The following is a 24,599-nucleotide window of genomic DNA, read 5'->3' as shown; positions in this document are numbered from 1 at the left end:
TTCGTTGCACAATCAACCAGTCCAAGTTTCTAAATCAATGGCTTGCCAAATGCAGCTTATGTGCTAACTCTTCACTGATATTCAAAAACAGTTTATTGAACGAGCAGGTGCACTCGCCAATTTTCTGTCCATCAGAATTTCTGAATTGAATAGTCCAGGAAATATCTTCGATTTCGACTTCGCCTACCAGTCTCACCTTCAGTCCATTTTGGAAAGTAAGTATGATTGTGCCTTCATTCTCTTCTTCTACATCTTGAACTATGGCCTGCGTTAATAGGCCCATCAAAAAGACTCTGGCAGGCTCTTCTGGCCCATTGTTATTCGCTATATTGAATGGAGCTGACTGCACCCACTTGTTCCACTCAATCTTATCTGCTAGTTCAATTTCGCTGACAACGAGATAGGCGCTAATATCAAGGCTGTCATTAAGTAGTTCGTACTCAAAAGCGGTGATATAATATTTGAATTCCGTGTAGTACGTGCCGCAAAGCGCCGCTTTCAATACTTTGAGAATTTCGCTTTTATCCGTTGTCATGGCTGACAAAAGCTATTTGGCTGTTGTGGTCTTATACTCCACCACCGCTTTCAAAAAGTCATCAAACAGAAACTCCGTATCCTGGGGGCCCCCAGCAGCTTCGGGGTGAAACTGGGTGGAGAAGAACGGCTTGGTTTTGTGCTTGATGCCTTCGCAGGTGCCGTCGTTCAGGTTCTCGAATAGCATGTCCCACTCGGCGGGCAGGGTGGCGGTGTCTACCGCGAAGCCGTGGTTTTGGCTGGTGATGTAGCAGTGCTGGGTGCCGGTGAGCTTCACGGGCTGGTTGTGGCTGCGGTGGCCGTATTTTAGCTTGAAGGTGTCGCCGCCCGCGGCCAGGCCCATGAGCTGGCTGCCCAGGCAGATGCCGAAAATCGGCTTGTCCTGTTGCAGCGCTTTATGGAGGTTCTGAATGGTGGGCGCGCACATTTTGGGGTCGCCGGGGCCGTTGCTCAGGAACAGGCCGTCGTAGTCCAGCGTGGTGAAATCGTAGTCCCAGGGCACCCGAATCAGCTCCACGTCGCGCTCCAGGAAGCAGCGGATAATGTTGGTTTTGGTGCCGCAGTCCACGAGCACGATTTTGTGCTGGCCGCTGCCGTAGTGCTGCACACCGGCCGGGCTCACCTGGGCCACGAGGTTGTCCAGGTTGGGGTCGTGCAGGGGCACGTCTTCCTCGGCCACGATTTTGCCCAGCATGGCGCCCTTCTCGCGCAGCTTCTTGGTGAGCATGCGGGTATCGACGCCAAAAATGCCGGGGATGTTGTACTCCTTGAGCCAGTCGCCGAGGCTTTTGGCGGCGTGCCAGTGGCTATGCTCCTCGGAGTAGTAGCTCACCACGAGCCCGGCAATGTGAATTTTATCTGACTCGAAAATGGTGGAAATCGACTCGTACAGCTCCTCGCCGGGTACGCCGTAATTGCCCACCATGGGGGTGGTGAGCACCAGAATCTGGCCGGCGAAGGACGGGTCGGTGAGGTTTTCGGGGTAGCCGGTCATGGCCGTGCTGAACACCACTTCGCCCGCGGCGGAAGTTAGGGCCCCGAAGGATTCGCCCTGGATTTCGGTGCCGTCTTCGAGGATGAGTTTTACTGTTTGGGACATCTACGTTGTTGCTGTTTTAGAGACGCAAAGTTATTAAGCCATCATCGTCGCAGACTATATTAATGTGCGTCGTTCTGGCATGGGCCGATAAACAAAGAGACGCAAAATATTGCGTCTCTATAACCTATTAATCCAATACCGATGCTGGTTGAACAGCTTCTACCGACTTCTCTGTCAATGTATACAGGGCCCCTAAAAACCGGTCAACCTCCGCTTTTGTAATATTAAGCGGCGGCAGCAGCCGGAGCACCGTGGGGTCCGAGGCATTGCCTACAAAAATATGGTATTCCGAGAGCAGCTTGTCACGGGTTGCCTTGATGGGGAAGTCATACTTGATGCCCACCATCAGGCCGCGGCCGCGAACTTCCAGGGCCCCCGCGTGGGCCAGCAGCTCGGTGCGGAGGTGGTTGCCCATGGCGGTGGCGTGGGCCAGGAGGTCTTCGTCCTCAATGACTTCGAGCACCGCCAGCGCGGCGGCGCAGGCCAAGTGGTTGCCGCCGAAGGTGGTGCCCAGCAAGCCATACGAGGCCTTGTACTGCGGCGCAATGAGGATGCCGCCGATGGGGAAGCCGTTGCCCATGCCCTTGGCGACCGAGATGATATCGGGCCGGATGCCGGCGTACTGGTGCGCAAAAAACTTGCCGCTGCGGCCGTAGCCGCACTGCACCTCGTCGGCAATCAGCAGCACGTTATGGGCCCCGCAGAGCAGCGAGAGACCCTGCAAGAAATCATCGGAGGGCATGATGATGCCGCCCACGCCCTGAATCGGCTCGATGATGACGGCGCACACGTCGCCGCCGCGTAGCACCTCGGCCACCGCTTTTAGGTCGTATTCGACGAAGGAAACGGCGTGGTCCGCGTTGAAGGGCGCGACGATTTTCGGGTTGTCGGTGGTGGCCACCGCGCCCGAGGTGCGGCCGTGAAAAGCGCCTTTAAAAGCCACCACGCGCTTTTTGCCCGTATGGAAGGAAGCCAGCTTCAGCGCGTTCTCGTTGGCTTCAGCTCCCGAGTTGCACAGGAAAAGGGTATAGTCTTCGTAGCCCGATACCTGGCCCAATTTGGCAGCTAGCTGCTGCTGAATCGGGATTTTTACCGAGTTGGAGTAGAAGCCGATATTCTGCAATTGCTCCGTCAGGCGCTGCACGTAGTGCGGGTGGCTATGGCCGATGGAGATGACGGCGTGCCCACCGTAAAAATCTAGGTATTCCTGGCCCTTATCATCCCACAGCTTGGCTCCCAGGGCCCGCACCGGCGTGATGTCCACGAGCGGGTAAACGTCGAATAAATTCATGGCAGGTTATTTCATTTTTGTTATTCTGAACGCAGTGAGGAATTTGAATTAATTCTTTGTAAATCGACTAACTCAGCTGCCTCACTGCGTTCGGGATGACAAGGAATAATTAAAACAGCGTTGATTTTAACCGCAGGCCCGTGGTTTCGTCGAGGCCAAAAAGTAGGTTCATGTTCTGCACCGCTTGGCCCGAGGCACCTTTTACCAAATTATCAATGGCTGAGGTGATAAGCAATTGGTCGCCGTGCTGGGCCAGGTGCAGGAAGCACTTGTTGTTGTTGACGGCCTGCTTAAGCTGGATTTCGCGTTCGGAAACGACCGTAAACGGCGCGTCGCGGTAGTAGTCCTGGTACAGCTTTAGGGCCCCGGCCAGCGGCAAATCCGACGTGGTGTAGACCGAGGCGAAGATACCCCGCGTGAAATTGCCGCGATAAGGGATAAAGTGAATCGGCCGTGCAAAGCCCGGCTGCAAGCCCGTTAGAGTTTCGCCAATTTCGCCTAAGTGCTGGTGCGTGAAGGCTTTGTAGACCGACACGTTGTTGTTGCGCCACGAGAAGTTGCCCGTATCGCTCAGGGCCCGGCCGGCACCCGTCGAGCCGGTGAGGGCCGATACGTGCACAGCGTCGGTGAGGGCCCCGGCGGCGGCGAGGGGCAGTAGCGCCAGCTGGATGGCCGTGGCAAAGCAGCCCGGGTTGGCAATGCTGGTGGCGGTTTTTATTTCCGCCCGGTTGGCCTCGGGCAAGCCGTACACGAAGTGGCGGCTGGCCACGTCGCGGTCGGCGGCGAGGCGGAAATCGTTGCTCAGGTCGATGACGCGGGTAGCCGCGGGCAGCGGGGTGTTCTCCAGGAACGCCCGCGAATTGCCATGGCCCAGGCAGAGAAATACCACGTCTTCGTCACCCGACAATTCGCTGGCAAACACCAAGTCAGTGTCGCCTAGCAGGTCGTCGTGCACCAGGGCCACGGGGGCCCCGGCGTTGGAGCTGCTTACCACGGCCGCGATTTCTACGTTGGGGTGCGGCAGCAAGATGCGCAATAATTCGCCGGCCGTGTAGCCGGCCCCGCCCACGATGCCGGCCTTAATTGTTTGCATCGTCGAGGCTGGCGTGGATTTTCAGCTGGTTGCCGAAGATTTTGATGAAGCCCTTGGCGTCGCGGGCATCCCAGGCGTCGTTGGTTTCGCCGTAGGTGGCAGCCTTCGACTGCATCATGTCGTAGGGCGAGACAACGCCCAGCAAATCAAAGCGGTAGGGCTGCAGGCGCACCGATACCTTGCCCGACACGCGGGCCTGCGACGAGGCAAGGAAGGCCTCCATGTCGCGCATCACCGGGTCGAGGTACTGGGCCTCGTGCAGCAGCGTGCCGTACCAGTTAGCCAGGTTGTCTTTGTGCAGCAGCTGCCAGCGCGAGCAGGTGTGTTTCTCCAGCAAATGGTGCGCTTTGATGAGCATGAGCGCCGCCGGGGCCTCAAATCCCACGCGGCCCTTAATGCCCAGAATCGTGTCGCCCACGTGCGTGTCGCGGCCGATGGCGTAGCTGGCCCCCAGCGTATTGAGGCGCTGGATGAGCGCTACCGAATCCATTTTTTCGCCGTTCAGCGCCACGGGCTCGCCCTTCTCGAAGGTGATTTCGATTTGCTGGGCGTCGGTGGCGGTGGGCTGCGAGGGGTAGGCGCTGTCGGGCAGGGCCAAGTGCGAGGTCAGCGTTTCGACGCCGCCCACGCTCGTGCCCCAAATGCCCACGTTGATGGAATACTTAGCCTTTTCCCAGCTCATTTCGAAGCCGTTCTTTTGCAGGTACTCAATCTCTTCCTGGCGCGAGAGTTTCTTGTCGCGGATGGGGGCAATGATTTCTGTATCGGGCGCAATCACGGCGAAAGCCACGTCGAAGCGCACTTGGTCGTTGCCGGCGCCGGTGCTGCCGTGCACAATGTAGTCGGCCTTGTTCTGGCGGGCGTACTCGGCGATAGCCAGCGACTGGAACATGCGCTCGGCGCTCACACTCAGTGGGTAGGTGTCGTTCTTCAGCACGTTGCCAAACAGCAGGTAGCGCAGGCAGTCGTGGTAGAAGCGCTGCGTCACGTCGATCACCTCGTGCTGCACCGAGCCCAGCTCGTAGGCGCGCTTTTCAATGGCTGCCAATTCTTCGGGCGAAAAGCCGCCGGAATTGACGATGACGGTGTGAACTTCCAGGCCCAGCTCGCGGGAGAGGTACACGGCGCAGTACGACGTGTCGAGGCCGCCGCTGTAGGCGAGAATGGCTTTTTTCTTCATCATTTAGGAGGCAGAATCGGTTTCAGAATCAGGGGCGAGGGCTTGGGCAGCGGGCGCGGCGGGGGCCCCCAGGGCGGCAAAATCGGGCACCTGCACTTGCACAAGCTTATCGGCCGCGTCGTAAAGCATGCCGGTGCAGAGGCACATTTTGCGCTCGTTCTCCATCAGGATGCCGTAGTTCTTGCAGCTTTTGCAGCCCTTCCAGAAGTCTTCGCTCTGGGTCAGCTCGGAGAAGGTGACCGGCTCGTAGCCCAAGTCGGTGTTAATTTTCATCACGGCCAGGCTGGTCGTGATGCCGAAAATCTTGGCCTGCGGGTACTTGGTGCGCGAGAGGTTGAACACCGCCTGCTTGATGGCGCGGCCCACGCCGTGCTTGCGGAGCTCGACGTTCACCACCAAGCCCGAGTTCACGACAAAAGACTTGTCGTCAAACGTTTCGATGTAGCAGAACCCGGCCAGCTCGCCGTCGACAAACGCCAGAATGCCGTCGCCGCTGGCCATTTTCTGGGCCACGTAGGCGGGCTCGCGTTTGGCGATGCCCGTGCCGCGCTGTTGGGCCGATGCGATGTACCACTGGCACAGCGTGTCGGCGTAAATGGCATCTTCTGCCGTTGCAACCCGTATTTCCATTCTGTGAATTGAGAAAAACTTAGGGAGAGATGCGCGGGTTCCTGACAAACGCAGTGCGCGCTTGGTATTGTCAGGAAGGCCCAAAAATCTGTCGGTAAGTGGCGCGGGGCCCAGCCCGGCGCCAAGGAGAGGTGGCCCGGGCGGGCGCACCAAGCGGCTGCGGTAGCCGCTAGGGTCGTCGTACCCACGCAGTCCGAACGCACCCCATTGAGCCACCAGCCATCGCGGCGGCGTCAGACAACGGGTTAGTGGGCATGGATGCGGTCATTGGCAGGAGCGAGAAATCGGGGGCTAAACGAGCCACTGAGGCGCAGAGTTCAATTCTGCTGCAAAAGTAAAACCCCCTACTTTTGCCCGCAACCTTTTGGGGAAGTTTTTTGGCGAGCCACTCAGTTGCCGAGGAGTTAGGGGCGGTGAAGTGAAGGTCACTTCTTTGAATTCCGCATAAGTGCAAGGGGAATTAATTAATTATTAAGGGCAAATGAAGCAATTAAAAATAATTAAAATAGGCGGTGGCATCATCGACGACGCGGTGAGCCTAGCACATTTTCTGCAATTATTTGCCCGGGTGGAGGGCCCCCGAATTTTGGTGCACGGCGGCGGTAAGGGGGCCAGCGAAATGCTGCGGGCCCTGGGCCTTGCGCCGAAGCTGGTGAACGGCCGCCGAATCACCGACGCCCCCACGCTCGATGTGGTGACCATGTTTTACGCCGGCAAAACCAATAAGGCCATCGTGGCCGGCTTGCAGCAAAACCACGTCAACGCCTTGGGCCTCAGTGGAGCCGATGGCAACGTGATTCGGGCGGTGAAGCGGCCGGTGCGCGAGATTGACTATGGCTTCGTGGGCGACGTCAAGCCCGCGGGCGTTAATGCAAAGCTGCTGGGGGCCCTACTCGAGCTGGGCCTGACGCCGGTAATTTGCGCCATTACCCACGACGGCCAGGGCCAGCTATTAAATACCAACGCCGACACCGTGGCCGCCACGGTAGCGGTGGCAATGAGCCAGCAATTTGCGGTTGAGCTGCACTACTGCTTCGAGAAAAACGGCGTGCTGCTCGACGTAAACGATGATAATTCGGTTATCGACAACATTAATCTGGCGAGCTACGCAGAATTAAAAGAAGCCGGAATTATTGCCGACGGCATGATTCCGAAGCTGGATAATTCGTTTGACGCCCTGGGCCAAGGCGTGCACAAGGTTATTATTGGCCACGCGCTAAAAATTAACGATTCGCTCAAAACCGTGCTATGCCTGAACTAGCCGCGCTAACGGAGGCGGCCGTGGCGCTGCTGGAGCAATTAATTGAGACGCCCTCGTTCTCGCGGGAAGAAGGGGCCACTGCTACGCTGATTTTTGATTTCTTGTCGGCGCACGGGGCCCTGCCGCAGCGCCAGGGCAACAATGTGTGGGCCGTGGCCCCGGGCTACGCACCCGCTCAGCCCACGGTGCTCCTCAACTCGCACCACGACACCGTGAAGCCCGGCGTGGCCTGGACCTACCCACCATTTGAGGCCACCTGGGAGGGCAATAAGCTGACCGGCCTGGGCAGCAACGACGCGGGCGCTTCGGCGGTAAGCTTGCTGGCGGCATTTATTTATTTGCAACACCAGCCGCGGGCGTACAATTTAATTTGCGCCATCACGGCCGAGGAAGAAATTTCGGGGGCCAACGGCATTGCCAAGCTATTGCCGGAGCTGGGGCCCATTGCCTTGGGAATTGTGGGCGAGCCCACGCAAATGCAGCTGGCAATTGCCGAAAAAGGCTTGCTGGTGCTCGACTGCATGGCCCGCGGCAAAACCGGCCATGCGGCCCGCGACGAGGGCGAAAATGCCCTGTACAGGGCCCTGGACGACATTGCCTGGCTGCGCAGCAACCAGCTGCCGCGCGTTTCGCCGCTGCTAGGGCCCGTAAAAACCACGGCCACGCAAATCGGCGCCGGACAGCAGCACAACGTGGTGCCCGACGAGTGCCGCTTCGTGGTAGACGTGCGCACCAACGAGTTGTACTCGAACGCCGAAATAGTGGAAATTCTCCAGCAAAACTTGCGGTCGGAAATTACGCCCCGCTCGCTGCGCCTGAACTCGTCGCGCATTGCGGCCGACCACCCCGTGGTGCAGCGTGGTAGGGCCCTGGGCAAAAAAACCTACGGTTCGCCTACGCTGTCGGACCAGGCCCTGATGCCGTTCGCGACGGTGAAAATAGGGCCCGGCGATAGTGCCCGCTCGCATACGCCGGATGAATTTATTTTGCGCAGCGAAATAATTAGTGGCGTGCGCGACTACGTGGCGCTGCTGACGGATTTGGTGATTTAATTAATTATAGAAAGCAAGGATGAAAATCTGGGAAAAAGGTTTTTCGGTCAATGAAAAGATTGAAAAATTTACCGTGGGCCAAGACCGGGAACTCGACATGTACCTGGCGTACTATGACGTGCTGGCCTCCCGGGCCCACGCCGACATGCTAGCCGGCGCGGGCCTGATTACCGCCGCCGAGCAGCAGCAGCTGGCCCAGGGGCTGGATGAGCTGAAGCAGCAGATTGAGGGCGGCACGTTTGAGATTGAGGCCGAATTTGAGGACGTGCACTCCAAAATCGAGTCGTACCTGACGGAGAAATTCGGCGATGCGGGCAAGAAAATCCACACTGCCCGCTCGCGCAACGATCAGGTCCTGACGGCCATTCAGCTGTTCATTAAAGATTACACCGAGCAGGCGGCGGCCAAGTTGGTGGCCCTGGCTGAGGTGCTGCTGCAAAAAGCCGCCGTGCACCGCGAGGACCTGCTGCCCGGCTACACGCACTTCCAGGCGGCCATGCCGAGCAGCTTCGGGCTGTGGTTTGGGGCCTACGCCGAGCACTTGCTGCTCGACGTGGCGCTTTTTGAGGCCGCCCACACGGTGGCCGACCAGAACCCGCTGGGCTCGGGTGCGGGCTTCGGGAGCAGCTTTGCCATCAGCCGCGAGCAAACCACGGCGGCGCTGGGCTTTGGCGGCGTGGCCGTGAGCGCCGTGGGGGCCCAAATGTTGCGCGGCAAAACCGAGCGCACCGTGGCCTTTGCCATCGCCGGAGCCGCCGCCACGCTGGCCAAAATGGCCTACGACTTAGTGCTCTACAACGGCCAGGACATGGGTTTTGTGAAGCTGCCCAAGGAGTTCACGACGGGCTCCAGCATCATGCCGCACAAGAAAAACCCTGATGTGTTCGAGTTGGTGCGGGCCCACGCCAACCGCCTCCAGGCCCTGCCCACCGACCTGATTCTGGCCACCAGCAACTTGCCCAGCGGCTACCACCGCGACTTCCAGATTCTCAAGGAAATCCTGTTTGGGCCCCTGCAGCAGTTCCTCGATTTGCTGGATATGCTGCTCTTCGCGGTGCCCGAAATTCAGGTGGTGCCCGGCATCATCAACCAAGCCAAATACGACCCGATTTTTTCGGTTGAGAACATCAACCAGCTCATTCAGAGCGGGGTGCCGTTCCGCGAGGCGTACCGCCAGGTGGGCCAATCGGTAGAAGACGGCAGCTACCAGGCCCACCGCGACTTCCGCACCACGCACCTGGGCAGTGTGCACAACCCGGGGCTGGCCGAAATCGAAGCCAAAATTCAGCAGCTGAAAGCGTACAGCCAGGTGTTGGGCGGGGCCCCTAAACGCTGAGCCGTTTGAGCTAATTATTAGGGCCCCCAGAACGATGTGAAAACACATTGTTCTGGGGGCCCTAATAATTAGAAATTAGACGTATTCCCGAGCTGGAAAAACGACAAAACAAAGCCGTTATGCTGAGCGCAGCCAAGCATAACGGCTTTGTTTAAGCGATTCTTAATTCGGAGACACGCCCATTAACCCAAAAAATAGCAAGCGCCCAGGGCCTTATTTAGGGCCCCGATGGGCCAGCAGGGCCTGGTAAGCGGCGGGCGTGTCCACGTCAAACGCGGCTTCCGGGATGGGCACCAGGGCCAGGGTGGGGCCGTAGCTGGCTAGTAGCGGCTTGGCGCCCTGCTCGGGGCGGAGGTTGCGCAAGCCGGCCAGCGCGCCGGCGGCGAACAGGGCCGGGATGCCAAACGCCTCTGCGTAAGCGGCGGCCACGGCTGGGGCCCCAGTGGCCTGCTGGTGCTGGGCCAGAGCGGCCAGCGCCGCGGCTTCGATCAGCGGCTGGTCGGAGCTCATGACGAGCACGGCGGTGGCCGCGGGGCCCAGCGCGGCCAGCCCCGCCCGGATGGAGGCGCCCATGCCGGCGGCCCAGCCGGGGTTGTGCACGGCCTGGCAGGGGAGGCCGGCCACAGCGAGGCGCAGCTCGGCGTCCAGGGCCCCCGTCACGACGACCACGGGGGCGTATCCGGCGGCCAGGGCCGTGCGCACGGCCCGGTGTAACAGGGTTTCGCCTTGGTACACAAGTAATTGCTTGGGCTGGCCCAGGCGGCTGGAATTGCCGGCTGCCAAAACAATGGCGGCGGCCGGCGGGGTAATGAGCGGTAGCGAATCCATAACCGGAAGAAGAATGGGCGCAAAAAAGCCGGCGGCGAACTGGTTGCGCATTGCCCGGCAGGCAACCCGCAACCAGCCCACCGCCGGCCCAAAACTAGCCGTTGCCGGTTAGTCGTTCAGCTTGGGGTAATCGGTGTAGCCCTTGGGGCCCGGGGTGTAGAAGGTGTCCTTGTCGCCCTCGGCCAGGGGCGCGTGCTCAGCGAAGCGCTCCACCAAATCAGGGTTGGAGATGTAGAGGGTGCCGAAAGCCACCAGGTCGGCGTCGCCGTCGGCCACTACTTTATTGCCTTTTTCCTGGTCGAAGCCGCCGTTGATGATGAGCGTGCCCTGGTACATGGGGCGGTAGTGCTTGGCGATGTGCGGCTCCGCAAACGGGATTTTGCTCACGTCGGTAAACGGCTCGCTGAGGTGCAGATACGCCAGGCCGTAGTCGTTGAGGCGCTTGATAATGAGGTCGAACGTGGGGATGGTGTCGGCGTCCATCGTGATGCCAAACAGGCCGTCGAGCGAGGGGTTGAGGCGCACGCCCACCTTGCCCATGTCCACGCCGGCCGCCTTGATGGCGTCGAGCACCTCGAAGAAAAAGCGGGCACGGTTCTCATTCGAGCCGCCGTACTCGTCGGTGCGGTGGTTGCTGGTGCCGTTGAAAAACTGGTGGAACAGGTAACCGTTCGAGGAGTGTACCTCCATGCCGTCAAAGCCGGCTTCGATGGCGTTTTTGGCGGCCTGTGCAAAGTCGGCTACGGTTTGCTTGATCTGCGCCGTGGTCATGGCCCGGGGCTCCACCGTTCCCTGGAAGCCGGTGGGCGTGTACACCTTGTCGTGGGGGTTGATGGCCGAGGGGGCCAGGGGCAGGTCGCCGTCAAGCAAGTCGGGGTGCGACACGCGGCCCACGTGCCACAACTGCACAAACATCTTACCGCCCAGCTTGTGCTGGGCACTGGTGATTTTCTGCCAGCCCGCCACCTGCTCGGGGGTGTAGATGCCGGGCACGTTGATGTAGCCCGTCGCCTCCCGGTTGACATAAGTGCCCTCCGTGATGATGAGGCCAGCCGTGGCGCGCTGGTCATAGTAGGTCACCATCAGGTCGTTGGGCACGTTGCCCGGGTTGTCGGCGCGGCTGCGCGTCATGGGGGCCATCACAACGCGGTTGCGCAAGTTTAGCTTATCGGAATGAAAGGGGGTCAGAAGCGGTTGCTCAGCCATTTTGATTTGGTGCGGTAATGAATAAATAAGGGAAAGGCTTCCGGCTGGAAGCGCTTCGTAAGCAGCCATGGGCCCGTTTTGTTTGGGCCGCAGGCCCACAGTGGCCAGGGAACCGGCCTGTTTGCAAGCACCTTAGCTCGCCCTTTGGGGCCCCCACGAACGGGCGCTTGGCCTGGTAACGGACTGTATTGTAATGGGTTTGGTTACAAACGCCTGGGGCCCTAATTCTGCCGCAAACAGGGGCGGGGAAATACGACTGGCCGCATTATATTTTTTAGTGGTGACCTAAAGCGAGGGTGGTCCAGCGACTTTTCCAATCGCCGGGCCGCTCTGATTAAAGTACAGGGGTCCTGTTCAATCATAAGAGTGGCCCGACGAAGCCCTTCGGGCAATGCACCCGGCCACTCTGCCGCATCTAAACCGCCGCCGTTTTTTGGTAAGCGTCGCCTTTAGGGCCCCAGTGGTTTACCTGGCTGCTATGCAGCCCCGGTGGGGGGCCTGGTTGTTATTGCCGGTAATAATTACTGGTTAATAGTTGCTGCGTCGGCCGCCGGAATGTGCACCGTGCCGGCGCGCTCGCGCAGGGGCCGGCCCTGCCGCCCGCTGTGCTGCGCCTGAATCTCGGCCACGATGGCCAGGGCGATTTCCTCGGGCGTTTCACTGCCCAGGTCGAGGCCGATGGGGCTGTGCAGGCGCTCGCGCAATTGCGCCACCAAGGCCACGGGCGCGGTATCCAGCTCGTCGAGCAGGCGCTGGGCCTTGAGGCGCGGGCCCAACAAGCCAATGTATGGCGCGGGCGAGGTGAGCAGCGTTTGCAGCGCGGCCAGGTCGTAGGCGTAGTTGTGGCTGAGCAGCACGTGGTAGGCCAGCGGGTCGGGCAGGGCAGTTTCGAGCTCGGCTACGGGCACGATGCGCACGGTGGCCGCCTCGGGGAAGCGGGCGGTGGTGGCCAGGTTGGGTCGGCCATCGAATACCGTAATGTGCCAGCCCAGCGAGCCGGCCAGGTGCACTAACGGCTGGGCGTCGTTGCCGGCGCCGTACACTACCAGGCGCAGGGGCGGCAGCAACAGCTCGAGCGAGGCACGCACTGGGCCGGCATCGGTTTCGATGGTCAGGATATGGGGCTGGCGCTGGGCCAGCGTGGCGCGGGCGGCGGCGGCCAGCGGGGCAGCCAGCAGCGGCGTGCCGCGCACTACGCCGGCCTCCGAGAGCAGCACGCGCTGGCCCACGGCGGCTTTCAGGCCGCTGGCGTCGGTTTCGAACACGGTGGCCAGCACGGCGGGGGCGGGGTGCTGGGCAAAGCCGCGCAGCAACTCCAGCGGGTTGTCGGGGTTGGCGAAATCGAGGGGCTCCAGCAAGATGCGCACCACGCCCTGGCAGCCGGGGCCCAGGCCGTGGCGCGGGTCGTCCTCGTCGCGCGTGTCGTAGGTAACAAGGGCTGGCTCGCCCCGAAAAATGGCCCGCCGGGCGCGCTGCCGGGCATCGCCTTCGAGGCACCCCCCGCTGATGGCCCCGGTCAGCTCGCCGTCTTCGGTCACGAGCATGCGGGCGCCGGGGCGGCGGTAGGCCGAGCCCAGCACCTCCACCACGGTGGCCAGCGCGCAGGGGCGGGCGGTGGCGCGGTGCTGGTCGTAGGCAATAAAGAGCCGTTGTAATTCGGTCATGAGCAAAAAAAGAGGCGCGGGGGCAGTACGCCCGGTGGCGGGGCGGGGTTGTAACAACCGCCCGCCTGCCGGCATGGTTCGGGGCCCCCGCGCCCGGCGGCGCGTACTTTGGCCCTTATGCCCGCACCCATTCCCGTTTACCCACTGGCGGCCCTCGGTGAGCCCGCCGCAGCGCCGGCGGATTTTTTCTTTCTGGGGCCCGATTCGGCACCGGCGAGGCTGCCCATCGAGCGGCCCTACCGCAGCGATTACTACAAAATCGGACTGTGCCTGCACGGCAGCGCCCGCCTGCAAGTCAACCTCGAAACCTACGAGCTGGGGCCCCGGTCGCTGATGCTGCTCTCGCCCTACGCCATCAAGCAGTGGCCCTACATGGCGGCCGATATGGAGGCGCTGAGTGTTTTCTTTACCAAGGAATTTGTGGCGGCCGGCGGCGGCCCCAGCCCCGATGCGTTCGCGTTTTTTGAGCGCGATGCCCGGCACGTGTTTGAGCTACCCCCGGCGCCGGCCGAGCGCATCGCGGAGTTGCTGCGGGCCATCGGGCAGCAATACAACGCGCCTCACGCTTACCGCACGGAAATTGTGCGCAGCCTCATCCACATTCTACTGCACGAAACGGCGCCTATTTATAGCGCTCAGCACGTTTCGCTGAAAGCCGTGCAGACGCGTAGCCAGCTCATCGCCGCCGAATTTAAAGCTTTGGTAAACAGTCATTACGCCAACGAGCGTGGCCTGGCTTTTTATGCCAATAAACTCTGCATCACGCCCAAGCACCTCGCCGAAACTATTAAGCAAGCCACCGGCAAGCCCGCCCTGGCCTGGCTAGCCGAGGCCGTGCTGCTGGAGGCCCGCGTGCTGCTGCAAAACCCCGCTCTCACCATCGGCCAGGTTGCGGACGCGCTCCACTTCGCCGACCAATCGGCGTTCGGCCGGTTTTTTCGGAACCACGTGGGGGTAGGGCCGGCCGCTTACCGGCAGGGCGGGGCGTAGCGCTTTGCTCACGCGGGCCCCCGCCGTTTGGCCCAATATTGCCGCCGTTTGGCCCTTTGGGCGGGTACCCGCCGGCCGGAGCTTTGTGGCATGAAAATCATTCTCACCGGTTCTCTCGGGAACATCAGCCAGCCGCTTGCCGCGTTGCTGGTGCAGCAGGGCCACGCCGTTACGGTGATCAGCAGCCAGGCGGGCCGGCAGGCGGCCATTGGGGCCCTGGGGGCCCGCGCCGCCATCGGCTCGGTCGACGATGCGGCTTTTCTGGCCGCCACCTTTGCCGGGGCCGATGCCGTGTACCTCATGGTGCCGCCCAACTTTGCAGTGGCCGACTCGCGGGCCTACCACCGCCACATCGGCCGCAGCTACGCCGAGGCCGTGCAGCAGGCCGGGGTGCGGCGCGTGGTGCTGCTCAGCAGCTGGGGGGCGCACCGGGCGGCGGGCACGGGCGGCATCCTGGGCTCGCACGATGTGGAGGGTATTCTGGCTGAGGTACCGGGCCTGGCGCTCACCTACCTGCGACCCACCTCGTTCTACACCAATATGTTGAGCTTTATTGGTATGATAAGAGCGGCGGGCGTTATCGGCGTTAATTATCCTGGCAGCACCCGCGTGGCCTTCGTGCACCAGCGCGACATTGCCGCCGCCGCCGCCGAAGAGCTGACCACGCCCGCCGCCCCCGGCCGCTCCGTGCGCTACGTGGCCAGCGACGAGCGCACCGCCGACGAAGTGGCCCAGGTGCTGGGGGCCGCCATCGGCCAGCCCGCCCTGCCCTGGGTGGCCCTCACCGATACCCAGATGCAACACAACCTAACCAACCACGGCCTGCCCGCCGACCGCGCCGCCGAAATCGCAGACATCTACGCCAGCATCCGCACCGGGGCCCTGGGCGAGGATTACGAGCAGCACAAGCCCGTCCTGGGCCAGGTGAAGCTAGAGGATTTCGCCCGGGAATTCGCGGCGGCTTTTTAGCGCGGCAAGCAGCAGGTTGTGAGAAAGCTTCTTAGGAGCAAGTTCGGTATTTCAGCACGACGGACATTTTTCTGATTCGGTGTACCTAAATGGCGTCCAGTCCCGGCAAGTCGAGCAATTCCGCGGCGCGGCGTGCCACGGTTTTGACACTGGCGACGTCCGGGCCGGTAATGGTCAGGTGGCCCATTTTGCGGCCGGCGCGCGCCTCCAGCTTGCCGTAGAGGTGCAAGTGCGCGCCCGGCAGGCTCAGCACGGCGTACCAGGCTGGCTCCTGCGGCTGGCCGCTGGCGTCAAACCACACGTCGCCCAGCAGGTTGAGCATAATGGCCGGGGAATGCTGGCGCGGCTGGGGCAAGGGCAAGCCCGCCATGGCGTGCACCTGGAGGTCAAACTGCGAGGCATCGCAGGCGTCTATCGTGTAGTGGCCGCTGTTGTGCGGGCGCGGGGCCATCTCGTTGACTACCAGGCCGCCGTGCTCACTGCCGTCGTCTACTACAAAAAACTCGACGCACAGCACCCCGACGTAGCCGAGGTGCTGCGCGATGGCTACGGCCGCCTCGCGGGCTCTATCGGCTAGGGCTGCGGGCATGGCGCCCTCGTAAGCGTGGGTTACGGCCAAAATGCCTGCTTCGTGCACATTGCGCTGCGGGGCGAAGCTGACGACTTGCCCGTGCCAGCCGCGCGCCACCAGCACCGAGCACTCGGCGGCGAGCGGCAGCATTTTTTCCAGCACGCAGGCCACACCGCCCAGCTCGGCCCAGGCGGCGGCCAGCTCGGCGGCGGTCTTCACGCGGACCTGGCCCTTGCCGTCGTAGCCCATGCGCGCGGTTTTCAGGATACCGGGCAGTAAATCGGCGCGCTCGTCCAGCACGGCCTGGAGCTGGGCCGGCGTTTCGAGCACCGCATAGGGCGCGCAGGTCACCCCCGACACTTCGGCGCAGGCCGCGAAGTGGGCTTTCTCCTCGATACGGTCTTGGGCAATGCCCACTACGGCCGCGCCCGGCGCCACGGGGCGGGTCTGCGCCAGCGTTTGCAGGGCCTGGGCCGGCACGTTTTCAAACTCGGTGGTGATGGCTTGGCACAGCTGGGCCAGCTGGGCCAGCCCGGTCGGGTCGTCGTAGTTGGTTTGGATGTGGTGGTGGCTCACCAGCCCGGCCGGGCTTTGCGGGTCGGGCTCCAGCACGGCGGTGAAGTACCCTAGGCGCTGGGCGGCGTGCACAAACATCCGGCCCAGCTGGCCGCCCCCCAGCACCCCGAGGGTAGCCGGCCGGCCCGCAGCGTCCACACTGCCGGGAAAAATTGGGGCCATGGCGGTAGCGTGACTATCGGCGCTCATACGGGCAGCGTCATGTTGCGGGCGGCTTCGGTTTGGGCGGCGCGGAAGGCCAGCAGCTTGGTCGCCAGGTCCGGGTCGTGCAGGGCCAGCAGGCTGACCGCGAACAGCGCGGCATTGGCCGCCCCGGCGGTGCCAATCGCAAACGTGGCCACGGGTATCCCCTTGGGCATCTGCACGATGCTGTGCAGCGAATCGACCCCCTGCAAATGGCGGCTGGCCACCGGCACCCCCAGCACGGGCACGGTGGTTTTAGCGGCCAGCATACCAGGCAGGTGGGCGGCCCCCCCCGCGCCGGCAATAATGGCCTGCAAGCCGCGCGGGCCGGCCTGCTCAGCGTAGGCAAACAAGTCGTCGGGCATGCGGTGGGCCGATACCACGCGCGCTTCGTGGGCCACGCCAAAGTCGGTGAGAATCTGCACGGCGTGCTGCATGGTGTCCCAGTCGCTGCTGGAGCCCATGACCACGCCAACCACTGGCTTGCCGGGGGTAGCGCTGGGGCTAGGAGTGTTGGAGGTATTAAGGGTACTCATGGTAAGCCTTATCGTAAGGGGGCGGAGCCGCCCTGGGTGGTCGAAAAAACGGATTTTTGGGCGTAAGTGCGGGCTAAAATCCGCATCCGGACAGCTGGCTATTGGGCCGCGCGTGGTCCCATCCGCACAACGGGCCTTCGCTGAGAAGCCCGTCACTATGGCCGCAAAGTTACTGTGGCAGTCTAAGCAGTAGCCTAAGATTCGAGGCGAACACTGAAAAACACGGGCTTCGGCCCAGGCTACTTGGGTGAGTTGAGGATTAGGTTAAATAGAAAAGCGCCCCGTAGCTGTAATGGCTACGGGGCGCTTTTGCACTCAACTTAATTCAACCTTACAGCAGCTTATCAATCGTCAGCGGCAATTCGCGGACGCGCTTGCCGGTGGCGTGGTACACGGCGTTGCAGATGGCGGCGGCTACGCCCAGCATGCCGACTTCACCGACGCCTTTGACGCCGATGGCGCTGGCGATGTGGTCTTCCTCCTCCACAAAAATCACGTCGATTTTCTTGATGTCGGCGTTTACCGGGATGTGGTACTCGGCGTAGTTGTGGTTGACGTAGCGGCCCAGGTCGTTGTTGAGATAGGCCTCTTCCATCAGGGCCATGCTGATGCCCCACACTACCCCGCCCAATACCTGGCTACGAGCCGTCTTGGGGTTCAGGATGCGGCCGGCGGCCACGGCATCCACCACGCGCGTGACGTGCACAGTGCCCAGGTCTTCGTCCACCTTCACCTCTACAAACACCGCGTTGTGCGAGTGCATCGAGTACTTGAGTAGGTTGGCGGGGTTAGGGCCGGCTTTGCCGTCGGCCTCAATCTTGGCCTCGCCGCTGGCGGCCAGGATGTCGGTAATGGCCACCGAGCGGCTGACGTCCTCGTTGGCGCGCAGGCAGCCGTTGGCGAACTGCACGTCCTCAAAATCAACGCCTTTCAGGGGCGAGTCGTCCATGTCCTGGGCTAGCTTGAGCAGCTTTTTGCCGACCTCCTGGCAGGCGTTCTGCACGGCCGTGCCCACCGAGTTGGCCGTCCAGGAGCCGCCCTGGATGGGGGCTTCCGGAAACTCGGTATCGCCAAGGTTAAACTTCACCTGTGCCATCGGCAGCCCGAGGGTCTGGGCGGCCACCTGGGTCATAATTACGTAGGTGCCAGCACCCTGGTCGTTGGTGGCGCTGTTGACGACGAGGGTGCCGTCGGCGTGCAGAATGGCTTTGGCGGCGGCCTTCTGCGTGGAGGCATCCCAGCAGCCAGCGGCCATGCCCCAGCCCACCAGCATGTTGCCGTCGCGCATCGAGCGGGGCTCGGGGGTACGCTGCTCCCAGCCGAAGCGGGCGGCGCCTTCGTGGTAGCAGGCATCGAGGCGCTTGCTGCTGAAGGGCTTATTTTCGGTGGGGTCTTCGTAGGTGTAGTTGAGCAGGCGGAAATCGAGCGGGTCCACGCCGGCCGCGTAGGCCATTTCGTCAATAGCGCTTTCGATGGCAAACGAGCCGGTGGCCGCGCCGGGGGCGCGCATGTCGGCCGGCGTGTTCACGTCGATGCGGGTAAGCTGGTAGTCGAATTTCGAGTTGGGCGAGTTGTACATAATACCCGACCAGTTTACCACCGTTTCGGTCTCTTCCTCAAACTGCGAGGTTTCGGCCAGGGCCGTGTGCTCCAAGGCTTGCAGGTGGCCCTTATCATCGGCGGCCAGGCGCAGATTCTGGATGGTGTGGGGGCGGTGGCCCATGCTGAACATCTGCGAGCGGTCCATCACCACGCGTATCGAATGCTCGAGCTCCAGCGCCGCCAGCACAGCCATAAACACCTGGTACTGCGGCCGCAGTCCTGCTCCAAAGCCGCCGCCCGTGAACCGCGAAATGATGCGCGCTTCCTCCTTGCTCAGCCCAAAAATCTTGGTGAGGTACTGTTGCACGTTGGGCGCGCCCTGCGTCTTGTCGTAGATTTTCATCTTCTTGCCATCGCCCAGCCAGTCGATGGTCGTGCCGAACATTTCCATCGGGTTAGCCATTTGGGCCCGGTGCGTGTACTCGCCGCTCACCTTGTGCGGGGCATCGGCGTAGGCCGCGTCCATGTCGCCCTTGGGCTTGGGCGGGGGCAAGAAGCCCGTTTTGCCCTTTGGGGCGTCGAACGACTTCGAGGCAGCGGCCTTCAAATCGGTGTTGAATTCATCTACATCGTACTCGATGCGAAGCACCGAAGCCGCGTAGCGGGCCAGCTCGAAGGTTTCGGCCACCACCATCGCCACTGGCTGCTGGCTGAACTGAATTTCGGGCTCGTGCAGCGGCCGGAAGGGCGAGCCGCCGGGGGCCACCTGGTCCTTGTAGCTGCGGTCGAACCAGGCCAGCGAGGGCACATTCTCGTGCGAGAACACCTGCTGCACGCCCGGAATGGCCAACACCTCGTCGGCGTAAATTTTGGTGATTTTGCCCTTGGCAATGGGGCTGCTCACAATGTAACCGTACCACAGCGGGCCGGTCACGCTGAACTCGGCCGCGTACTTGGCCGCGCCGCTTACCTTGGCCGGCCCCTCGGGCCGGCTGACGGGCCGCCCAATAACGTCGGTATCCAAGCGCACGGTGGGCGGGGTTGCGATAGTCTGACTCATAATAACTTACGGATTAGAATTCAAAAAAGCATTGGGGTTCACCTCGTACTGCATCTCGGTGGCCTGCTTGAGGGCCCGCACGATGGCGCGCTTGCCCAGCTCAATCTTAAACGAGTTGTGCAGCGAGCCCTCGCCGTAGCCCTTGGCTTCGGCAAACACCTTGGCGGCCACCTGCCGAAACAGGTCGGGAGAAGGCTTTTGGCCTTCCAACAGCTGCTCGGCTGCCTGGTCGCGCCAGGGCTTGTGGGCCACGCCGCCCAGGGCAAAACGGGCTTTTTCGATGGTATCGCCGTTCATTTTTAGGCCCACCGCCACGCTCACCAGCGCAAAGGCGTAGCTGCTGCGGTCGCGCAGCTTGAGGTACACAAAGTGGTCGGCGTAGCCCTCGGCGGGCAGATCGATGGCCGTTACCAACTCGCCCGGCTTCAGCGTGTTGTCCTTCTCGGGCTGGTCGCCGGGCAAGCGGTGGTAGTCTTGAAACTTGATGGTGCGCTCGCCATCGGGGCCCTGCACGCGCACCACGGCCTCCAGGGCGGCCAGGGCCACGCACATATCCGAAGGCTGGGTGGCGATGCAGCTGTCGCTGGTGCCGAGCACGCCGCACACGCGGTTGGGGCCGGTGAGGGCCGAGCAGCCGGTACCAGGCTCGCGCTTGTTGCAGGGCGCGGCCAAGTCGTAGAAGTAGTAGCAACGGGTGCGCTGGTTGAGGTTGCCGCCGTTGGTGGCCGCGTTGCGAAGTTGCGGCGTGGCCCCGGCCAGGATGGTTTGGCTCAGCAGGGGGTAGCGCTTCTCTACCTCGGGGTGCCAGGCGGTGTCGGCGTTGGTGGCCAGGGCCCCCAGGCGCAGGCCGCCGTCGGGCAGGCCCGTGATGTCGGCGAGCGGCAGCATCCCCAGGCTGGTGAGGTGGCTGGGGCGCTCCAGGTTGTACTTCATCAAGTCCACGAGGTTGGTGCCGCCGCCCAGGTAGGCCGCGCCGTCGTGGCTGGTAAGGTCGCGCACGGCCTCGTCGGCGGCCGTGGCTTGGGTAAGGGTGAAACTGTTCATAGCGAATTAATTAACGGAGCTAGATGCTGATGGCTGGGCCGGAATGGTGACCAGCGTGCCGTTATCCACCACTACCTGGCCGTCGTGGAGCACTTCCATCACGGCACTCAGGATGTTGGTGTAAGCGCCGCAGCGGCAGAGGTTGCCGCTCAAGTGCTCGCGCACCTCGTCCTCGGTTTTGCAACGGCCCTCGTTGATGAGGCCCTGGGCTGAGCAAATCTGGCCCGGCGTGCAGTAGCCGCACTGGAAGGCGTCGTGGTCCACAAATGCCTGCTGAAGCGGCGACAGATTGTCTTCCGAGCCGAGGCCCTCGATGGTCTGAATTTGCTTGCCCTGGTATACCGTGGCCAGCGCCAGGCACGAGTTAATGCGCTTGCCGTCAACCAGTACAGTGCAGGCCCCGCACTGGCCGTGGTCGCAGCCTTTCTTGGTGCCGGTGAGGTCCATGTACTCACGCAGGGCGTCGAGCAGGCTGGTCCAGGGCGCAATCTGGATGGTATGGTCTTCGCCGTTGACGTTCAGCGTCACGGGCTGGGTGGGCACGATGGTCGGCGGCGTTTTGTCGAGCGCCTCCTGGGTGAAGTGTAAGCTCATAAAATTCAAGCAATGAGTTGGTCAATGCTTGGCCTACGCGGCGGTTGTAGGGTAGTTAGGGCCCCGGCAATATTTAGACTAATTCCTAATTGCGTTAAGCGCCATGGTAAATGCAGAATGCCTTTACGGTCAGCTGCTTACCTGCTCGTTAGCAGCTGTTAGCGCCAAGTGAGCCACGGGGCCCTAACCAAAATTTTGGTGATATACCGGGAGTTATAACGGGGGGCTTGGGTGCGTAGATGCCCGTTTGGGGCCCCGGCACAGTGGTAGAATTTTTGCAGCCGTGGGGAATAGTGGACGCATCTAAGAATCATATATTTTATATATAAAATAATAAACCTATATTTAGGCCTTGCTTTTTCTTGTGCTCTCCACCTCATCCAACCCACTCATGGAAACTACCCGGGGCCCAGATCCCAACGATGCGCAGGAAGCAGACACAGCCCCTTCCCAATCCGCCGCCGAAGCAACTGAAGCAGCCACTATACAGAGTGCGGTGGACCATAATCCGCTCGTTTAACAATTCCCTTAACGTCAACTAACAAACCCCACCATTCCAGCCATGGCAGACTACCTAAATCCTGATCCTTCGTCCGTCATAGATACGGTCCACGTGCTGCCATCTACGTTTGTTTCCGACGATAAATGGGTCAGAACAGTGCAAATATTTACCAAAAGCTTAGGCAAACCTGATCTGCTAAAATCTGGGGATCCTGTGTCAACCGTAGACGAAGCTGACGAAGCAAAATGGGGCAATAATGAATCTGGCGTGGACTTGCAGCGGGGTCAGACCGTTGTCCCAGCCGGACATGATATTTTCCTTAAAGCTGCCCCAGGGACTGAATTTGATGCTTTGATTGGTGATTTTAAGTGCCTTGGGTTGAAAGTAAAAGACCCAGTTACTACACTTCCTGTCTACCGGGATGCATTTATTGGTCGAGCGATAAAAATAGAGTACGTCAGGTTCGGCAGCTTTTATTTGAATGAGGACAACGCAAAGCTTAGCAACTCTGATGTAGTGGGCGTACTTGCAGTAGACCATAATCCACCCACTAAAGCATAGTACGGTTTCGGCCGATGTACCGGCCCAGTGGTGCACTCCGGTTTTTAGGGCCCCCGCATGAAATTGTTGGCCATTTTGTTGCTCTTGTGCTGGGTTGTGTGCGCGCTGCCCGCCGCGGGCCAGACGCCCAGAGCTGACAGCTTGCGCCAGCTGCTGCGCACGCCGGCCCGGCCCGATACCACGCGGGTGCGCTGGCTGCAAGCGCTGGCGCAGGAGCTTAAAACCACCGATGCCCCGCAGGCAACTCAGTTGAGCGCCAAGGCTCTACAATTGGCCCGGCAACTGGCCGACCCTACGGGAGAGGGCCAAGCTTTGCTGGCCCTGAGCATGCTGCACCGCCGGCAAACCGATTATGCTAATGCTCGCCGCTATGCGCACGAGGCACAACGCTTCTTCGCGGGCCGTGCCGACCGCTGGGGGCTTGCCCGCGCAGGGCTCCAGCTGAGCCGGGTCGATAAGCTGCAGGGCGACTTGGTGCCGGCCTTGGCCGTGGCCCTCAAGGCCCTGGCCCTGACCGAGCGAACCGGCGATGGGGTAACGCAGGCCAGTTTGCAGGCCAACATCGGCGACATCTACTGCAAGATGGACAACTATGCCGAGGCCCTGCCCATGTTGCGGGCCGCCCTGAAAAGCAGCCGGCAGGCCGGCGACCGGCAAGGCGTTTCGCTGGCGCTAAGTGGCTTGGGCAACGCCTACCAACGGCTTAAAAACTGGCCCCGGGCCCTGTTCTACCACCAGCAAACCTTGCAATTGAGCCGGGAGCTGGGCGATGCATCGAGCGAAACCGTGGACGAAACCAACCTAGCCGAGGTGTATGGCCTGCAAGGCAACCAAGCCGAGGCGCTGGCCCACGGGCGGCGCGCCCGGGCCCTGGTGGGGGCCACGCACGACCAGTACAACCTGCCCTCGGTGGAGCTGATGCTGGCCCGGGGCTTCGTGCTGGCCGGGCAGCCCGATAGCGCCGTGGCCCTGGCCCGGCACGCGCTGGCCCTGAGCCAGCAGTCGCGCAGCAACGAGAACATCCGCAACGCGGGCGACATCCTGGCGCAGGCCTACGCGCAGCGGCGCGACTTTGCGCAGGCCTACCGCTACCGCAATTTGCAGATGGCCTACAACGACACGCTCTCGGGCGAGGACACCCAGCGCCGCACCAGCGCCCTGCGCTACGGCTACGAGTTGGACAAGAAGCAGGCCCAGATTGTGCTGCTGAAGAAAGACCAGGAAATTGCGGCCCAGAAAGCCTACCGGCAGCGCCAGCAGATGCTGGCCGCGCTGGTAGGGCTGGGGGGCGTGGTGCTGGTGGTGGGCCTGCTGCTGCGCAACATCTTCCTCAAGCAGCGCGCCAACCGCCGCTTGGGCGAGAAGAACGTGGAAATTGCCGCCCACCGCGACGACCTCGACCGCACCCTTACTGAGCTGCAAACCACCCAGAACCAGCTGGTGCAGCGCGAAAAAATGGCTTCGCTCGGCGAGCTTACCGCCGGCGTGGCCCACGAGATGCAGAACCCGCTCAACTTCGTCACCAACTTCGCCGACCTGAGCGTGGAGCTGGTGGCTGAGCTGGAGGCGGAGCTGGCCAAAGAGCGGCTTTCGGCCGAAGGCGGGCCGGCCATTGGGGCCCTGGTGCAGGCCCTGGCCCAGAACCAGGCCAAGATTCACCAGCACGGCCACCGCGCCGACCGCATCGTGAAGAACATGCTGGAGCACGCCCGCACCCGCAGCGGCGAGTGCCAGCCCACCGACCTCAACGCCCTGGCCGACGAGTACTTGCGCCTGGCCTACCACGGTTGGCGCGCCAAAAACAAGGACTTCAACGCCGAGCTGAAAACTGACTTTGACCCGCGCCTGGGGCCCGTGCCCGTGGTGCCCCAAGACCTGAGCCGGGTGCTGCTCAACCTGCTCACCAACGCCTTTTACGCCGTGGCCGAGAAGGCCAAAACCGCCGGCCCGGCCTACCGCCCCCAGGTGGCCGTGGCCACGCGGCGCACCGGCGGCACGGTGCGCGTGCGCGTGCGCGACAACGGCAACGGCATTCCGGCGGCCGTGCGCGAGAAAATATTCCAGCCCTTTTTCACCACCAAGCCCACCGGCGAGGGCACCGGCCTGGGCCTGTCGCTGAGCTACGACATCATCGCCAAGGGCCACGGCGGCACGCTGGCCGTGGCCAGCCAGGAGGGCGAGTTCACCGAGTTCACCATCACCCTCCCGGCGGCAGCGGCGGCGGAGTAGATTAAAATTAATTTATTTATATATTACACATTATAGTTTTAAACCTACTTCACTTTTAGGGCCCCTAG

At 61.8% G+C, this 24,599-nt stretch carries 21 protein-coding genes; 7 read left to right on the top strand and 14 right to left on the bottom strand.

Features of this window, described 5'->3' with window-relative positions:
- Positions 1 to 34: 34 nt before the first annotated feature.
- The 6 genes from EAH73_RS00335 to EAH73_RS00310 all read right to left on the bottom strand — a co-directional run bounded on the left by EAH73_RS00335 (position 35) and on the right by EAH73_RS00310 (position 5,827).
- Entirely contained in the window at positions 35 to 535 is a 501-nt protein-coding gene (locus tag EAH73_RS00335) for a hypothetical protein (RefSeq protein WP_140464323.1), read from the bottom strand.
- 12 nt (positions 536 to 547) lie between these two features.
- Positions 548 to 1,633: a glutamine-hydrolyzing carbamoyl-phosphate synthase small subunit gene (carA, locus tag EAH73_RS00330; RefSeq protein ID WP_140464322.1), complete on the bottom strand. Its 1,086-nt coding sequence runs from the start codon at positions 1,631 to 1,633 to the stop codon at positions 548 to 550.
- 127 nt (positions 1,634 to 1,760) lie between these two features.
- Positions 1,761 to 2,924 (bottom strand): aspartate aminotransferase family protein, encoded by a 1,164-nt coding sequence (locus EAH73_RS00325; protein ID WP_140464321.1) that lies wholly within the window; start codon positions 2,922 to 2,924, stop codon positions 1,761 to 1,763.
- 109 nt (positions 2,925 to 3,033) lie between these two features.
- The gene (gene argC / locus EAH73_RS00320) at positions 3,034 to 4,017 is read right to left on the bottom strand and encodes an N-acetyl-gamma-glutamyl-phosphate reductase (RefSeq protein WP_140464320.1); all 984 of its coding nucleotides are present in this window, start codon (positions 4,015 to 4,017) and stop codon (positions 3,034 to 3,036) included.
- Positions 4,004 to 5,197, bottom strand: coding sequence for an argininosuccinate synthase (gene argG / locus EAH73_RS00315; protein WP_140465257.1), 1,194 nt, complete (start codon positions 5,195 to 5,197; stop codon positions 4,004 to 4,006). Before argG ends, argC begins: the two co-directional genes overlap by 14 nt.
- A 3-nt stretch (positions 5,198 to 5,200) precedes the next feature.
- On the bottom strand, positions 5,201 to 5,827 hold the full coding sequence (locus EAH73_RS00310; RefSeq protein WP_205012944.1) for a GNAT family N-acetyltransferase: 627 nt from the start codon (positions 5,825 to 5,827) through the stop codon (positions 5,201 to 5,203).
- Between the two features lie 481 nt (positions 5,828 to 6,308).
- On the opposite strand from EAH73_RS00310, the gene argB reads away from it, so the two are divergent.
- The 3 genes from argB to argH are packed head-to-tail and all read left to right on the top strand — an operon-like array spanning position 6,309 to position 9,476.
- A complete protein-coding gene (gene argB / locus EAH73_RS00305; RefSeq protein ID WP_140464319.1) occupies positions 6,309 to 7,088 on the top strand; it encodes an acetylglutamate kinase in 780 nt (259 codons plus the stop codon).
- Positions 7,076 to 8,140 carry a M20 family metallo-hydrolase gene (locus EAH73_RS00300; protein WP_140464318.1) on the top strand — a complete coding sequence of 355 codons (1,065 nt, stop codon included), beginning with the start codon at positions 7,076 to 7,078 and terminating at the stop codon, positions 8,138 to 8,140. Before argB ends, EAH73_RS00300 begins: the two co-directional genes overlap by 13 nt.
- Before the next feature lie 19 nt (positions 8,141 to 8,159).
- Positions 8,160 to 9,476, top strand: a complete 1,317-nt coding sequence (argH, locus tag EAH73_RS00295; protein ID WP_140464317.1) for an argininosuccinate lyase — start codon at positions 8,160 to 8,162, stop codon at positions 9,474 to 9,476.
- 213 nt (positions 9,477 to 9,689) lie between these two features.
- On the opposite strand, the gene EAH73_RS00290 is transcribed toward argH, so the two are convergent.
- From EAH73_RS00290 to EAH73_RS00280, 3 genes are all read right to left on the bottom strand, one after another.
- Complete coding sequence (locus EAH73_RS00290) at positions 9,690 to 10,304, bottom strand: NTP transferase domain-containing protein (RefSeq protein ID WP_161599394.1); 615 nt, start codon at positions 10,302 to 10,304, stop codon at positions 9,690 to 9,692.
- A gap of 108 nt (positions 10,305 to 10,412) precedes the next feature.
- Complete coding sequence (locus tag EAH73_RS00285) at positions 10,413 to 11,510, bottom strand: alkene reductase (RefSeq protein ID WP_140464315.1); 1,098 nt, start codon at positions 11,508 to 11,510, stop codon at positions 10,413 to 10,415.
- 521 nt (positions 11,511 to 12,031) lie between these two features.
- Positions 12,032 to 13,174 (bottom strand): XdhC family protein, encoded by a 1,143-nt coding sequence (locus EAH73_RS00280; protein ID WP_161599393.1) that lies wholly within the window; start codon positions 13,172 to 13,174, stop codon positions 12,032 to 12,034.
- Between the two features lie 117 nt (positions 13,175 to 13,291).
- On the opposite strand from EAH73_RS00280, the gene EAH73_RS00275 reads away from it, so the two are divergent.
- Both EAH73_RS00275 and EAH73_RS00270 read left to right on the top strand, forming a co-directional pair.
- Positions 13,292 to 14,164, top strand: a complete 873-nt coding sequence (locus EAH73_RS00275) for an AraC family transcriptional regulator (RefSeq protein WP_140464313.1) — start codon at positions 13,292 to 13,294, stop codon at positions 14,162 to 14,164.
- A 90-nt stretch (positions 14,165 to 14,254) separates the two neighbouring features.
- Positions 14,255 to 15,133 carry an NmrA family NAD(P)-binding protein gene (locus EAH73_RS00270; RefSeq protein ID WP_140464312.1) on the top strand — a complete coding sequence of 293 codons (879 nt, stop codon included), beginning with the start codon at positions 14,255 to 14,257 and terminating at the stop codon, positions 15,131 to 15,133.
- Positions 15,134 to 15,218: 85 nt separating this feature from the next.
- Here EAH73_RS00270 and EAH73_RS00265 read toward each other — a convergent pair whose 3' ends face one another.
- The 5 genes from EAH73_RS00265 to EAH73_RS00245 all read right to left on the bottom strand — a co-directional run bounded on the left by EAH73_RS00265 (position 15,219) and on the right by EAH73_RS00245 (position 21,239).
- Entirely contained in the window at positions 15,219 to 16,442 is a 1,224-nt protein-coding gene (locus EAH73_RS00265; protein WP_140464311.1) for a 5-(carboxyamino)imidazole ribonucleotide synthase, read from the bottom strand.
- A 23-nt stretch (positions 16,443 to 16,465) separates the two neighbouring features.
- Positions 16,466 to 16,999, bottom strand: coding sequence for a 5-(carboxyamino)imidazole ribonucleotide mutase (purE, locus tag EAH73_RS00260; RefSeq protein ID WP_140464310.1), 534 nt, complete (start codon positions 16,997 to 16,999; stop codon positions 16,466 to 16,468).
- A gap of 331 nt (positions 17,000 to 17,330) precedes the next feature.
- The gene (locus EAH73_RS00255; RefSeq protein WP_140464309.1) at positions 17,331 to 19,601 is read right to left on the bottom strand and encodes a xanthine dehydrogenase family protein molybdopterin-binding subunit; all 2,271 of its coding nucleotides are present in this window, start codon (positions 19,599 to 19,601) and stop codon (positions 17,331 to 17,333) included.
- 6 nt (positions 19,602 to 19,607) lie between these two features.
- Positions 19,608 to 20,645 carry an FAD binding domain-containing protein gene (locus EAH73_RS00250; RefSeq protein WP_140464308.1) on the bottom strand — a complete coding sequence of 346 codons (1,038 nt, stop codon included), beginning with the start codon at positions 20,643 to 20,645 and terminating at the stop codon, positions 19,608 to 19,610.
- A gap of 6 nt (positions 20,646 to 20,651) precedes the next feature.
- A complete protein-coding gene (locus EAH73_RS00245) occupies positions 20,652 to 21,239 on the bottom strand; it encodes a (2Fe-2S)-binding protein (protein WP_140464307.1) in 588 nt (195 codons plus the stop codon).
- A 562-nt stretch (positions 21,240 to 21,801) separates the two neighbouring features.
- Here EAH73_RS00245 and EAH73_RS00240 point away from each other — a divergent pair.
- Together EAH73_RS00240 and EAH73_RS00235 are read left to right on the top strand one after the other, a co-directional pair.
- Complete coding sequence (locus tag EAH73_RS00240; RefSeq protein ID WP_140464306.1) at positions 21,802 to 22,302, top strand: hypothetical protein; 501 nt, start codon at positions 21,802 to 21,804, stop codon at positions 22,300 to 22,302.
- A gap of 57 nt (positions 22,303 to 22,359) precedes the next feature.
- Positions 22,360 to 24,531, top strand: coding sequence for an ATP-binding protein (locus EAH73_RS00235; protein WP_140464305.1), 2,172 nt, complete (start codon positions 22,360 to 22,362; stop codon positions 24,529 to 24,531).
- Positions 24,532 to 24,599 lie beyond the last annotated feature (68 nt).

This window comes from Hymenobacter nivis (assembly GCF_006439025.1).
Taxonomy (GTDB): Bacteria; Bacteroidota; Bacteroidia; order Cytophagales; family Hymenobacteraceae; genus Hymenobacter; species Hymenobacter nivis_A.
The sequence above is the reverse complement of the archived record's forward strand: the minus strand, read 5'-3'. Positions and strand labels throughout refer to the sequence as shown.

Excerpts from the sequence above, each read along its gene's own strand:
- EAH73_RS00335 (WP_140464323.1), bottom strand. The coding sequence starts at position 535 with ATGACAACGGATAAAAGCGAAATTCTCAAAGTATTGAAAGCGGCGCTT.
- carA (WP_140464322.1), bottom strand. The coding sequence starts at position 1,633 with ATGTCCCAAACAGTAAAACTCATCCTCGAAGACGGCACCGAAATCCAG.
- EAH73_RS00325 (WP_140464321.1), bottom strand. The coding sequence starts at position 2,924 with ATGAATTTATTCGACGTTTACCCGCTCGTGGACATCACGCCGGTGCGG.
- argC (WP_140464320.1), bottom strand. The coding sequence starts at position 4,017 with ATGCAAACAATTAAGGCCGGCATCGTGGGCGGGGCCGGCTACACGGCC.
- argG (WP_140465257.1), bottom strand. The coding sequence starts at position 5,197 with ATGAAGAAAAAAGCCATTCTCGCCTACAGCGGCGGCCTCGACACGTCG.
- EAH73_RS00310 (WP_205012944.1), bottom strand. The coding sequence starts at position 5,827 with ATGGAAATACGGGTTGCAACGGCAGAAGATGCCATTTACGCCGACACG.
- argB (WP_140464319.1), top strand. The coding sequence starts at position 6,309 with ATGAAGCAATTAAAAATAATTAAAATAGGCGGTGGCATCATCGACGAC.
- EAH73_RS00300 (WP_140464318.1), top strand. The coding sequence starts at position 7,076 with ATGCCTGAACTAGCCGCGCTAACGGAGGCGGCCGTGGCGCTGCTGGAG.
- argH (WP_140464317.1), top strand. The coding sequence starts at position 8,160 with ATGAAAATCTGGGAAAAAGGTTTTTCGGTCAATGAAAAGATTGAAAAA.
- EAH73_RS00290 (WP_161599394.1), bottom strand. The coding sequence starts at position 10,304 with ATGGATTCGCTACCGCTCATTACCCCGCCGGCCGCCGCCATTGTTTTG.
- EAH73_RS00285 (WP_140464315.1), bottom strand. The coding sequence starts at position 11,510 with ATGGCTGAGCAACCGCTTCTGACCCCCTTTCATTCCGATAAGCTAAAC.
- EAH73_RS00280 (WP_161599393.1), bottom strand. The coding sequence starts at position 13,174 with ATGACCGAATTACAACGGCTCTTTATTGCCTACGACCAGCACCGCGCC.
- EAH73_RS00275 (WP_140464313.1), top strand. The coding sequence starts at position 13,292 with ATGCCCGCACCCATTCCCGTTTACCCACTGGCGGCCCTCGGTGAGCCC.
- EAH73_RS00270 (WP_140464312.1), top strand. The coding sequence starts at position 14,255 with ATGAAAATCATTCTCACCGGTTCTCTCGGGAACATCAGCCAGCCGCTT.
- EAH73_RS00265 (WP_140464311.1), bottom strand. The coding sequence starts at position 16,442 with ATGGCCCCAATTTTTCCCGGCAGTGTGGACGCTGCGGGCCGGCCGGCT.
- purE (WP_140464310.1), bottom strand. The coding sequence starts at position 16,999 with ATGAGTACCCTTAATACCTCCAACACTCCTAGCCCCAGCGCTACCCCC.
- EAH73_RS00255 (WP_140464309.1), bottom strand. The coding sequence starts at position 19,601 with ATGAGTCAGACTATCGCAACCCCGCCCACCGTGCGCTTGGATACCGAC.
- EAH73_RS00250 (WP_140464308.1), bottom strand. The coding sequence starts at position 20,645 with ATGAACAGTTTCACCCTTACCCAAGCCACGGCCGCCGACGAGGCCGTG.
- EAH73_RS00245 (WP_140464307.1), bottom strand. The coding sequence starts at position 21,239 with ATGAGCTTACACTTCACCCAGGAGGCGCTCGACAAAACGCCGCCGACC.
- EAH73_RS00240 (WP_140464306.1), top strand. The coding sequence starts at position 21,802 with ATGGCAGACTACCTAAATCCTGATCCTTCGTCCGTCATAGATACGGTC.
- EAH73_RS00235 (WP_140464305.1), top strand. The coding sequence starts at position 22,360 with ATGAAATTGTTGGCCATTTTGTTGCTCTTGTGCTGGGTTGTGTGCGCG.